Genomic DNA, 12,683 nt, shown 5'->3' on the forward strand with positions numbered 1-12,683 from the left:
ATGTCAAAAATTTTAGAAGTGAAAGATCTACACGTCTCCTTCAATACGCATGGAGGAGAAGTTCAGGCTGTCCGAGGTGTAGATTTCCATTTAGATAAAGGTGAAACACTAGCTATTGTAGGTGAATCTGGTTCCGGTAAATCAGTAACTACTAAGGCGATCATGAGATTGATCCCAAATCCTCCAGGCTTCATTAAGGGTGGAGAAATGTTATTTGAGGGGAAAGACTTAGCAAAATTACCGGAAAAGGATATGCAGAAAATCCGTGGGAAAGATATCTCTATGATTTTCCAAGATCCGATGACGTCCTTGAACCCTACAATGACAATTGGTAAACAGATCATGGAACCTCTGGTGAAGCACCAGAATATGAGTAAAAATGATGCGAAAAAACGTGCCATCGAGTTACTTAAACTTGTTGGTCTGCCTAGTCCGGAAACTCGCTTTAAACAATATCCTCATCAATTCTCGGGTGGTCAGCGTCAACGTGTGGTCATCGCAATCGCTCTTGCTTGTAATCCGAAGATTCTGATTGCCGATGAGCCGACGACGGCATTGGATGTTACCATCCAGGCTCAGATCCTTGAATTGATGAAAGATTTACAAACAAAGATAGAAACTTCCATCATTTTCATCACCCACGATCTTGGAGTTGTTGCGAACGTAGCTGATCGTGTAGCTGTTATGTATGGTGGACAAATTGTTGAGACAGGTACAGTGGATGAAATCTTCTACGATCCACGCCACCCATATACTTGGGGATTGATCGGCTCAATGCCGACAACAGAAACAGAAGGTGAGCAGGAGCTGGTTGCCATACCTGGGACTCCACCGGATTTATTAAATCCACCTAAAGGGGATGCATTCGCTCTTCGCAGTGAATATGCTTTGAAAGTGGATTTTGAACAAGAGCCGCCATATTATCAGGTTTCAGATACTCATTATGTGAAGTCCTGGTTATTGCACCCGAGTGCTCCAAAAGTTGAGCCACCTGAAATCGTGAAATTAAGACATAGACAAATGCCTTCTAATTATAAAGAGCCGGTACTTGTTGAGGGGGTTCGTTCATAATGGCAGAAAAATTATTGGAAATCAAAAATTTAAAACAGTACTTTAACCCGGGGAAACCGAATATGGTTAAAGCTGTCGATGATATCAGCTTTGATATTTATAAAGGGGAAACCCTTGGCCTGGTAGGGGAATCTGGCTGCGGTAAATCAACGACTGGTCGAACGATCATTCGTTTGTATGATGCTACAGACGGTCAGGTTCTCTTTAATGGTGAGGACGTTCATGGTAAAAAATCGCGTTCACAATTAAAGAAGTTCAACCGTAAGATGCAAATGATCTTCCAGGATCCATACGCAAGTTTGAACCCTCGTATGAAGGTTGCGGATATCATTGCTGAAGGTATTGACATTCATGGACTGGCTTCTTCCAAAGAAGAACGCATAAAGAGGGTTCATGACCTGCTTGAAACAGTTGGTTTGAATAAAGAGCATGCCGGCCGTTATCCGCATGAATTCTCTGGTGGTCAAAGACAGCGTATCGGGATTGCCCGTGCCTTGGCAGTAGACCCGGACTTCATCATTGCCGATGAGCCAATTTCGGCTCTTGACGTTTCGATTCAGGCACAGGTAGTTAATCTTATGCAAGAGCTTCAGAAAGAGAAAGGACTAACGTACTTATTTATCGCCCATGATCTTTCCATGGTAAAATATATCAGTGATCGCATCGGGGTTATGTATTTTGGTAAGTTAGTCGAGTTGGCACCGAGTGATGCCCTTTACAAGAACCCGCTACATCCTTATACGCAATCTCTTTTATCAGCGATTCCGTTACCGGATCCAGAGTATGAGCGCACACGCAGAAGAAAAGAATATAATCCTTCTGTTCACAATTATACAGAGGATGATAATCTTGAAATGCGTGAAGTGGCGCCTGGCCATTTCGTATATTGCTCGGAGAAAGAGTTTGCGCAGTATAAAGCTCAGTACAAAAGCTAAACATTTTACAAAAGCTCCCTTTTATGAGGGGAGCTTTTTTTAATGAAGGGTTTTCATAATAGCTTATTTTATTCTTTTTTAACATGAAAATCATACTATATAATGAAGATATTTAATTTCCTTGGAAATTTCGACAGATTAGGAGTAATACCCCTTTTCTTTCAAGTTATTTCCTTGTTAGAATAGTATAAGGTGTTACATATTTTACTAGATAGCTTATTTAATAGAGGAGAGGTTTATTTTGAAATGGAGTAAGGTAGCGACATCCTTATGTTTAGTCACAATGTGCGTATTGCCGTTCCAAACAGCGAGTGCTGAAGGAGAAGGGACGGCTGCCCATGAGAAGAGAAGTCTTTCTTTAAGTAAGAAAGAAATAGCAAGTCCCGCCCCAAGATTTGCATTTGATTCGGGCTTTGAATTTGAATATCCTGATGCGGTTAGAGGGGTTTATGTTACAGGTCACTCTGCTGGTGGAGCGAGATTTGACAGCTTAACGAAACTAATGGATGATACGGATCTAAATGCAATGGTTATTGATATTAAAGATGATCACGGATATGTTACATACGAACCCGATGAATCTTCTCCATACGCTAAAGTAGGTCAGCCTTATATCAAAGATCCTAAAGCGATTTTAAAGACACTTGAAGAAAAACAGATATACCCGATCGCAAGAATTGTGGTATTCAAAGATACAGTTTTAGCGAATGAGAAACCCGAGCTTTCCTTTAAAGATGGAAGCCAGGTATGGAAAAATGGCAGAGGTGAATCCTTTGTGAACCCATTCCTGAAAGAAGTGTGGGATTATAATGTGGGAATTGCAATCGAAGCCGCTAAGATGGGATTCCAGGAAATCCAGTTTGATTATGTCCGTTTCCCTGAAGGTTTTGAAAAACGTGATGATGAGCTGCAATATAATGGTGGCGAATATGCGAATCAAGACTCAGATAATGTACAGAAACGTGTGCATGCCGTTACAGATTTTGTAGAGTACGCGCATAAAAAACTCGAGCCATATGGAGTTAAGGTTTCTGTGGACATTTTCGGTTATACAGCAACGCTTCCAGAGGCACCTGGGATTGGACAGAACTTCTCCAAGATATCTGAAAATGTCGATGTGATTTCATCCATGATTTATCCAAGTCACTGGACTCCGTACTTTGGAATTGCAAAGCCCGATTTACAACCTTATGAATTGGTTTCTGAATATGCTAAGCTTGAAAATTCTAAATTAGCAGAATTAGAAAATCCTCCTATTTCAAGACCATGGCTACAGGATTTCACTGCTTCCTGGTTAGGAAGTGGAAACTATAAAGCCTACGGAAAAGCAGAAGTTGAAGCACAGATTAAAGCATTGAATGATCAAGGCATTAAAGAATTCCTTTTATGGGATGCCGGTAATACGTATACAGAAGGTGTAGATTATACACCTTGATCGAGAAGACCGACCTGGGAAGTTTAAGGGGCGGTCTTTTCGATTTGAAAAAATACTCAAACATTGTTATCATTAAAGTATTGGTAAGATTAACCGCTTTCAACCACATTACCCTCTTCATAGGTGTTTCAAGCCTGTGATTCCGTATTTTTTATCCCACGGATGAGACTAACATCAAACATAAACATTTTTTTTCTGAGAAACATAATTGTATCCCGTTAGTCAATGTCACCCAAAATTCTTTTAAAGGAGTAGATCCATGCATTGGTATGAAAAGTTAAATAAGTATTTCCCGGTAGAGGAAATGAAATCAAAAGAACACCTTGAGTCATTACTCAAAGAAAGAAGCGACATCTACCATAAAGATGAGGGGCAATACCACGTACTTATGTATGCCGAGCTTGATGATTTCATCTTTATCGATTATCTTTTTGTCTCAAAGGATGCTCGTGGACAAGGATTAGGTCATAAGCTGCTCGAGAAGTTAAAGGAAAAGAACAAAGCGATTATTTTAGAAGTAGAGCCAGTTGATTATGAAGATACTGACACTGAAAAGCGTTTAAAGTTCTACAAGCGTGAAGGATTCGAACATGCTGTCAGTATTGGATATGCACGTCGATCCCTTGCAACAAACGAAATCAATGAAATGGAAATCCTTTATTGGGCTCCAAATAACGAATCAGAAGATCTGATCTTCAATTCTATGAAGAAAACATATGAATTAATCCACACTTATAATGATAAAAAGTTTTATGGTGCGTCTTACCAGCCGGTTGAAGAAGTCTTGAAGAAAGACAAAGACCGAGATGGGGATGTTCTGAAAAATCTCTAAATCAAAAGAACCTTATTGTCCATTCGCAATAAGGTTTTCTAAATGAAAAAATGAAAATGTCCTATATCATGTTTAGGCTCTTTTTGAACCGGGTAAAGCCATAGTAGAAAGAGATCATATAGCATATGTTAAACCTATGTATAGGAAATTTGACAAATTGGTTAAAACTATGTTCAAGGGACAGTAATTCATGTATAATACATAATAGAGATTTCTTATTTAAACTTATTTTAATTAACAGCCGATGTTTAAAATGAAATACTCTATATAATAAAAAATTCCTTAAGGGAGTGTGAATGATTCGTGGTTACATTATTCACTTCACCTAGTTGTACATCTTGTCGTAAGGCAAAAGCTTGGTTAGAAGAGCATGAGATTCCATATACAGAGCGTAACGTATTTTCCGAGCCATTAAGCATTGATGAAATAAAGGAAATCCTGCGTATGACTGAGGACGGAACGGATGAAATCATTTCAACCCGTTCTAAGACATTCCAAAAGCTTAATGTAGATTTAGAAACTTTACCACTTCAAGAACTGTTCGAGCTTATTCAGAAAAATCCTGGTCTTTTAAGACGTCCAATCATTTTGGATGAGAAACGTCTTCAGGTAGGATACAATGAAGATGAAATCAGACGATTCCTGCCTAGAAAGGTTCGTACGTTCCAACTTCTCGAAGCTCAAAGAATGGTAAACTAAAGTATTCTTACATTCTCATCATATTATCAATGTTTGAGAATATATAAGGAAAAAGGGGCTGACCCTTTAAGGAACGTTGCGTATCCTTTCGGGTCAACCCCTTTTATATTAGTATAAGTATTAACACTTGAATTTTCTGCAAATATTCGCTAGAATGTCAAAAACACGTTAATTAGTGGGATTTGTGAAGAAAAAAATGGGTGTTATTTTTATTCCATTTTCAGTGTTTATATCATAAAATAGAAGTACAAGGTACAAACTAACCTAAATGTATCTTCTATCTTCACCAGCAATCGAGCAAAATTGCTCAGAGGGTGTAGTCCCTTCACCAACATCATGCAAGAAGGGAGAGGTGTTAATTGGAAATCGAACGCATTAATGAAAATACGGTCAAGTTCTATATATCTTACGGAGATATAGAGGATCGCGGCTTTGACCGCGAGGAGATCTGGTATAATCGTGAAAGAAGTGAAGAACTCTTCTGGGAAATGATGGATGAAGTTCATCAAGAAGAAGATTTCGGAATTGAAGGACCGCTATGGATTCAAGTTCAAGCGTTAGATAAAGGGCTTGAAGTACTGGTTACAAGAGCTCAGGTTTCAAAGGATGGTCAGCGATTTGAGTTGCCAATTCCAGAGGATAAACTCAAGGAACTGCCTGTAGATGAACGGATAGAGGAGCTTCTGGATCAGCATTTCCAAATCAAGCAGGATCAAGATGGAGAAGCAGAAGTGGCACTGGATTTCACTTTGAAGTTCAATGATTTCGAAGATGCGATTTCTTTATCCCATCGGATGAAAGACATGCCTTTAGATCATTTGGAAACCAAGCTGCTTGCATTCGAAAATAAATATTTTATTTACGTTAAATTTTCAGAAGAGCACTTCTCGGAAGAAGATATCGACAATATGTTAAGTATACTACTTGAATATGCGGATGAGACACGAATGACGGTTCATCGCCTAGAAGAGTATGGAAAAGTAGTCATTAATGAACATGTTTTCGGGACATTAAGTGAACACTTTTCTTAAGGATCATACCGGTTTCATTTAGAAATCGGTATTTTTTTATTTAGCTCATTAAGCCAGTGGAAGGTGTTAGAGGTATGAAAAATACAGTGAGAGTCCTCTTATTTATTGCTGTTCTTGTGCTAAGTTATATTTTTTATTTTGATCAGTACCTTTCAGGAATGGTCAAATATATTAGTCTGGTTTTTACTTTCTCTGTAATTGTGATAGGATTTCTTATCTTCTTTGAGAATCGTCACCCCACTCAAACATTAACATGGTTAGTTGTTTTAGGTGCTTTCCCATTCCTTGGTTTTATCTTCTATTTATTATTTGGCCGAAATTACCGGAAAGAGAAAATGTATAAGAAGAAGTACATATTGGACAAGGAAACTTATAATAAATTTGAGCCTGGCCCTAAGGAAATGAACGCTGAAATGTTTGGGTTGTTTCAGGAAAAGCACTTTCAGCTTGCTCAGCGAATAGGAAACAGTGCCATTTCGTTTTCCAGTGAAACGAAGCTTTTAACCAATGGTAACGAGACATTCGGGGAAATCCTGAGATGGTTAAAAACTGCCAAACATCACATTCATATGGAATATTATATTGTCCGTCATGATGATATTGGAAATCAGATTAAGGATATCCTTATTGAACGAGCCAATAATGGGGTGAAAATTCGCTTCCTTTATGACGCGGTTGGGGCATGGCAATTATCAAAGGATTATATTGCTGAATTAAAAGATGCAGGGATTGAAGTGATTCCATTTGGTCCCGTTAAAATTCCTGTTCTCAATAATAAGTTTAACTTCAGAAATCATCGCAAGATTATCGTCATTGATGGAAGTATTGGATTTGTTGGGGGACTTAATATTGGCGATGAGTACTTGGGTAAAAATCCACATTTTGGTTTCTGGAGGGATACCCACCTGCTTGTAAGAGGGGAAGCGGTTCGTACGTTGCAGCTCATCTTTCTTCAAGATTGGTATTATATGACGAATGATGATTTCTTGACTCCAGGGTATTTAAGCCCTGATCCATTGGAAAATGCAAACGATGGTGGAGTTCAAATGATTGCAGGAGGACCAGATAATGAGTTGAGCGTTTTGAAGAATATCTTCTTCTCGATGATCACTTCTGCAAGAAAAAGCGTATGGGTAGCATCACCATATTTCATACCGGATGAAGATATTTTCTCAGCACTTAAAATTGCTGCTTTAAGTGGTGTGGATGTCAGGCTATTGGTTCCCCATAAGCCTGATAAACGAATTGTATTTCACGCTTCACGATCTTATTTCCCTGATCTTCTCGAAGCAGGAGCCCGAATCTTTGAATATCAAAAGGGCTTTATGCATAGTAAAATCATCATTGTTGATGAAGAAATGGCATCAATCGGGACATCAAATATGGATATGAGAAGTTTTCATTTAAATTTTGAAGTCAATGCATTTCTATATAAAACAGAAAGTACCGATTCTCTTGTGAAGGAATATTTACATGATTTAGAGGATGCAGAAGAACTGCAGCTGGAAGAGTTTCAAAAGAGACATCTTGGCTACCGGTTATTGGAATCCACTTCACGCTTAATGTCACCTCTATTATAAGATGAAGCCTTCAAGTGATTTTTTGCTTGAAGGTTTTTTTTGAAGGATTTTCACGATTTTTGGCGAATAATTGTTGAAGGAGGTGTTCTATGTTAACAGCTTTATTTCAAGAGAAAGTGTTTTCTACTATCCACTACACAAGAGAGGAATTAAAGAAACTGCGAAGTAAGCGTCCTATATTTCTCTGTCCTCATTGTTCATCCGAATTGAACCTGCGCATCGGAAACCAAAACGTTCCACATTTTGCTCATTATTCACAGTTCCATTGTGAGATCGGAAAGCAGCATGAGTCATCGCGACATCTGCTTAGTAAGCAACTGCTATATGAAAGATTAAGAGAGCTTTATACGGAGGTAAAGGTTGAATATTTTGTAAAAGAGCTTCAGCAAATCGCAGATGTTTATGTAAAAACAAAATCGGAAAAAATTGCCATTGAGATTCAATGTTCTTCCATTCCTATTCCCGACATTCTTTCTAGAACTGGAGGATATCACAGTCAAAACATCACTCCGTTTTGGATACTTACCCAACCGGTGACAGTAAAGCAAAAGGGCTTGCTGCATTTACCGTCATTTCAGCAAGCCTTTATCAGATATTCACCCCATGTACACCATTTTCTTCTCCATTTTACTCCTGAAGATAGAAGTCTTACATTATTTACTCATCTCATACCTGTTTCAGTCTCAGCTTTTATTAGTGCAGCACCTGTCAGGATCCCTATCGAGCAATTCACTCTTCCTTTGTCCATCCAACATTCTACAATGAATCACCCGTATTTATTAAAAAACTGGAATCAATTCCGAATGAAGTGGATCTATAACAAACTTCATTACAATAAAGCGAAAAACGATTTATTTCTAAGGGAAGTGTATAGAGATGGGGATACATTTTTATATTTACCTTTGTTTGTTGGAATGCCTGTTTTCCCTCATGGGATTCATTTTAAGAATCATGCGATCGAGTGGCAATACTATTTATGGAAGGATTGCATGAAAAAGGATCGATTTATTTCAGAGGAAAAAGTAGCTGGGGTGATAAAAAGAAGGATGGATAGAGGATATTTAGAATTCCGTTCGTTTCCTTTTGTATCGAGGGATCATCTGCTAAAGGACTTAGTAAAGAGTTATTTGGCTCTCTTGGAGGATATGCAGGTGGTAAGAAGGATGGAGGATGGACACTATCAGCTCATACAGACGTGGAATTGTCCAGACAACTTTCCAGGTTTCGAACAGCATCAGAATGAGTTTTTTCCTAAATGGAAGCATATATTAAAAAAGATCCAATAAAGATTGTTTAGTTGCAGGAAAATCTTAGATAAGAGAGAATGTAACTATAAGGAATTTTCTGTAGATTTCAGAATGGAGGATGAATATGTCAAAAGATACAGCTGCGAAAAGTCTGCCTGGCAGGAAAGAGGTAGAGGAGAAGCTAACATGGAGATTAGAAGATATATTTGAAAGTGATGAAGCATGGGAAAAAGAATACAAAGAAATTAAAGAGTTAACAGGCAAAGCTGACGAGTTTAAAGGAACTTTAGGTGAGAGTGCAGAACAGCTTTATAAAGCATTTGCCTTCCAGGATGAAATTATGGAACGTATGGGCAGGGTATATACATATTCTCATATGCGCTATGACCAGGACACAACCAATTCATACTATCAAGGACTAGATGACCGTGCCAAAAGTCTTTATACTCAGTTAGGGAGTAAATTTGCCTACTTAGTGCCTGAAGTGCTTTCGATTGAGGAAAGTAAGCTTCAAGGATTTCTTGACGAAAAAGAAGAGCTGAAGAAATATAAGCATGCTTTAGAAGAAATTAATCTCCAGCGTCCACATGTTCTTTCAGCGGAGGAAGAAGCATTACTTGCTCAAGCTTCCGAAGTGTTCAGTGCGGCGAGTAACACGTTTGGTATGCTGAACAATGCAGATTTGGAGTTTCCGAGCATTAAAGATGAAAACGGGGAAGAGGTAGACATCACACATGGCCGTTTCATTCGTTTCCTGGAGAGCAGTGATCGACGCGTGCGGGAAGAAGCTTTTAAAAAAGTGTATGAAACATATGACAAATTCGAAAATACGTTTGCCTCTACATTAAGTGGAGCAGTGAAGAAAGATAATTTCGTCGCAAACGTTAGAAATTACGATTCAGCAAGACATGCGGCATTATCAAATAATAATATTCCTGAACAGGTGTATGATAACCTGGTTGATACTGTCAATAAGAACCTTCATTTGCTGCAGCGCTATGTAAAGCTTCGTAAGAAAGTATTAGGCTTGGATGAAGTTCATATGTATGACTTATATACACCGTTAGTGAAGGAAGTCAAGATGGACATCAGCTATGATGACGCACAGAACATGATCCTGGACGGCTTAAAGCCTTTAGGAGAAGAATATGCCAATGTCCTTAAAGAAGGCTTTGATAACCGTTGGGTGGATGTTGTCGAGAACAAAGGAAAAAGAAGTGGTGCATACTCTTCAGGAGCATATGGTACCAACCCTTATATCCTCATGAACTGGCAGGATAATGTGAATAATCTATTTACTCTCGCACATGAGTTCGGGCATAGTGTTCACAGCTATTATACGCGCAGTGCTCAGCCGTACACGTATGGGCATTACTCCATCTTTGTTGCCGAGGTGGCTTCTACGTGTAATGAAGCTTTATTGAATGATTATCTATTAAACACAATTGATGACGAGAAAAAACGTCTGTACCTATTAAATCATTACCTGGAAGGATTCAGAGGAACCGTTTTCCGTCAAACTATGTTTGCAGAGTTTGAACACCTCATTCATAAAAAAGCCCAAGAAGGAGAAGCACTTACTTCTGAATTCTTAACGAAAGAATATTATGAATTGAATAAGAAGTATTTCGGAGAAGACATCTCCATTGATGAAGAGATTGGATTGGAATGGGCTCGAATTCCTCACTTCTACTACAATTACTATGTTTATCAATATGCAACCGGCTTCTCGGCTGCGACCGCACTCAGTCAGCAAATCCTTGAAGAAGGAGGGCCGGCAGTTGAACGCTACATCGATTTCCTGAAAGCGGGCAGCTCTGATTATCCGATCGAAGTACTGAAAAAAGCAGGAGTGGATATGACAACCTCCAAGCCGGTAGAAGACGCATGCAAAGTCTTTGAAGAAAAGTTGAATGAAATGGAAGAACTTCTTGAAAAATTACAGTAAATAGAGATCAGGACCTAATGGTTTTTAAAAAAAATCTCCCCATAGAAAGGAAAATATTCTAAGGGGAGATTATTTTTTTTGGGGGTTTTTCCAAAGAAGTTCCGTCCCTCATTTCATTGATTTGAATCCTTTGAAGCGGTTGCGGTTTCCAAGGGATTGGAAGAAGAGCAGGAGTGAGAGAAAGAGGATCGGGGATGTTATATAGATCGGAACAAGGCGCATGAGTCCGAGGATGTTTATGAAGAAGCTGATCAGGATTAACAGCAGGAGGATTCCGTATTTTATTTTTAGTGCCATATCATTTCCCTCCCGTGATAAGTTGTCTTATAGACATTTATATGAAGGAGGGGAAGAGAACATGAATGGTTTTTGACAATATTGTGAAATACCATACAAACAACTTGCCAATACAAGTGGATGCGTGATATATTATCAGTGTGAAGTTGATCACAAGCAAACATATACCCCTTTGTTTGACCGTGAAAAATTTCTCCCATCCCCTTTGTTCGTATTGAAAAACCGATGTTGGAAACAACATCGGTTTTTCTTGTTTATAGGCTTATTTTAATATATTGAAATAATTAATCGCTTATATATTTCCAGAAAGTTCCGTGCTTTGCAGGGAGCCTCTTTACTTTTTGCTGAAGTGTCCATTTCTTCATTTGCTTTTCTACTTCTTCAATGGATAAATCATAGACAACGGCTATTTCCTTCGATGCCACTACACGATAATATTTCATGAATACTTCCAGTGGAGGCAATGGTTGCTTTTCAGGCTTCTCCCCAAGCATTTCTTCAATAATATGAACATATACCTCGTAGGAATACAATCCCGTGATCTTTAAGCCTTCATCTTCAATATTTTCATTAAAGAAGACCAATGTAGGAATTTCTTCTACTTCCATCTCAGATGTGATCTTTACATCACACTGAAATGCTTTGGACGCAGATGATGAATTGATATCGTTCATAAATTCACTCAAATCGAGCTTGGCGGCTTGAGCACACTCCTTGAGTACCTCGATATTGGAAATGTCCTGTTTCTGTAAGAATAATCTTTCCTGTAAAAATCTTAGAAAACGGATACCCGAATGCTTTCCTTGAAGCTCGGCAGCTTTAATGGCGAATGAAGCAAGATAAGGTGAATCAATTGGATTATCTATCCATAAGCTTCCGTCACATGACATTCCCGAACGGCTGGCTGTTTTATCCCATTGTTGTGCTAAATCTTCCTGCTTACGTTTGGTCGCTATGTTTAAAGATGCAAGCTGGCCGCTCAAAATATAACGAATACGAAAGTATTGTCCGTATTCAATGTGCAATTTCTTTAAGATTGGTTCAAGCGCCCAGCATTCCGGGCAAAGAGGGTCAACAAACATATATATTTCCAGAGGTTTCTTATCGTTTCCACACCCTTTAAGGTGATGCCAGCTATTTGTTCTAGTCAATGGTATTACCCTTTGGTGTTTCTGTATTCACCATATGATGGGCGGTTAATACGAGTCTGTGAAAAAAGTCATCTCTTACTGGACCCTCTAGATTGACTTCATCCATTGCCTCATGCATACAGCTTAACCAAGCCTTTGCCCGATCCTCCGTAATGGGAAATGGCAGATGCCTTGCGCGCAGCATGGGGTGACCATGCTCCTCTGTATAAAGCGCAGGACCACCTAAATATTGAGTTAGAAATTGTTTTTGTTTGCGAGCTGTCTCGGTTAAATCATCAGGAAATATTGGTGCTAACTCGGGATGATTCGCTACTTTATTATAAAAAGCTTCAACGAGCATGGAGAGTTTCTTTTCGCCGATAAGATTATAAGGCATGTGTGGTTTCTCGACCATAAGAATGACTCCTTTTTACTTAGATTGTATGTTTATTCTAGCAAGCATTTATTTATATCTCAA

At 38.7% G+C, this 12,683-nt stretch carries 12 protein-coding genes; 9 read left to right on the forward strand and 3 right to left on the reverse strand.

What is annotated here, in order from left to right; all coding sequences use genetic code 11:
• The 9 genes from F0342_RS06600 to pepF all read left to right on the forward strand — a co-directional run bounded on the left by F0342_RS06600 (window position 1) and on the right by pepF (window position 10,778).
• Window positions 1-1,071, forward strand: coding sequence for an ABC transporter ATP-binding protein (locus F0342_RS06600; RefSeq protein ID WP_113969955.1), 1,071 nt, complete (start codon window positions 1-3; stop codon window positions 1,069-1,071).
• The gene (locus F0342_RS06605) at window positions 1,071-2,006 is read left to right on the forward strand and encodes an ABC transporter ATP-binding protein (RefSeq protein ID WP_149155199.1); all 936 of its coding nucleotides are present in this window, start codon (window positions 1,071-1,073) and stop codon (window positions 2,004-2,006) included. Before F0342_RS06600 ends, F0342_RS06605 begins: the two co-directional genes overlap by 1 nt.
• A gap of 241 nt (window positions 2,007-2,247) precedes the next feature.
• A complete protein-coding gene (locus F0342_RS06610) occupies window positions 2,248-3,441 on the forward strand; it encodes a putative glycoside hydrolase (protein ID WP_395940663.1) in 1,194 nt (397 codons plus the stop codon).
• Window positions 3,442-3,700: 259 nt separating this feature from the next.
• Window positions 3,701-4,273, forward strand: a complete 573-nt coding sequence (locus tag F0342_RS06615; protein ID WP_149155200.1) for a GNAT family N-acetyltransferase — start codon at window positions 3,701-3,703, stop codon at window positions 4,271-4,273.
• A 303-nt stretch (window positions 4,274-4,576) separates the two neighbouring features.
• On the forward strand, window positions 4,577-4,972 hold the full coding sequence (gene spxA, locus F0342_RS06620; protein WP_032089161.1) for a transcriptional regulator SpxA: 396 nt from the start codon (window positions 4,577-4,579) through the stop codon (window positions 4,970-4,972).
• Between the two features lie 359 nt (window positions 4,973-5,331).
• Entirely contained in the window at window positions 5,332-6,003 is a 672-nt protein-coding gene (mecA, locus tag F0342_RS06625) for an adaptor protein MecA (protein ID WP_149155201.1), read from the forward strand.
• Window positions 6,004-6,077: 74 nt separating this feature from the next.
• Window positions 6,078-7,583 (forward strand): cardiolipin synthase, encoded by a 1,506-nt coding sequence (gene cls, locus F0342_RS06630; RefSeq protein ID WP_149155202.1) that lies wholly within the window; start codon window positions 6,078-6,080, stop codon window positions 7,581-7,583.
• 89 nt (window positions 7,584-7,672) lie between these two features.
• Window positions 7,673-8,869, forward strand: coding sequence for a competence protein CoiA (locus F0342_RS06635; RefSeq protein WP_149155203.1), 1,197 nt, complete (start codon window positions 7,673-7,675; stop codon window positions 8,867-8,869).
• A gap of 85 nt (window positions 8,870-8,954) precedes the next feature.
• Window positions 8,955-10,778, forward strand: coding sequence for an oligoendopeptidase F (gene pepF, locus F0342_RS06640; RefSeq protein WP_149155204.1), 1,824 nt, complete (start codon window positions 8,955-8,957; stop codon window positions 10,776-10,778).
• A 108-nt stretch (window positions 10,779-10,886) separates the two neighbouring features.
• On the opposite strand, the gene F0342_RS06645 is transcribed toward pepF, so the two are convergent.
• The 3 genes from F0342_RS06645 to F0342_RS06655 all read right to left on the reverse strand — a co-directional run bounded on the left by F0342_RS06645 (window position 10,887) and on the right by F0342_RS06655 (window position 12,620).
• Window positions 10,887-11,075, reverse strand: coding sequence for a hypothetical protein (locus tag F0342_RS06645; protein ID WP_149155205.1), 189 nt, complete (start codon window positions 11,073-11,075; stop codon window positions 10,887-10,889).
• A gap of 284 nt (window positions 11,076-11,359) precedes the next feature.
• The gene (locus F0342_RS06650; RefSeq protein WP_262481658.1) at window positions 11,360-12,226 is read right to left on the reverse strand and encodes a ClpXP adapter SpxH family protein; all 867 of its coding nucleotides are present in this window, start codon (window positions 12,224-12,226) and stop codon (window positions 11,360-11,362) included.
• Complete coding sequence (locus F0342_RS06655) at window positions 12,219-12,620, reverse strand: globin domain-containing protein (RefSeq protein WP_149155206.1); 402 nt, start codon at window positions 12,618-12,620, stop codon at window positions 12,219-12,221. Before F0342_RS06655 ends, F0342_RS06650 begins: the two co-directional genes overlap by 8 nt.
• Between the last annotated feature and the right edge of the window lie 63 nt (window positions 12,621-12,683).

Source organism: Bacillus sp. CH30_1T (genome assembly GCF_008364765.1).
Lineage (GTDB): Bacteria > Bacillota > Bacilli > Bacillales > Bacillaceae_B > Rossellomorea.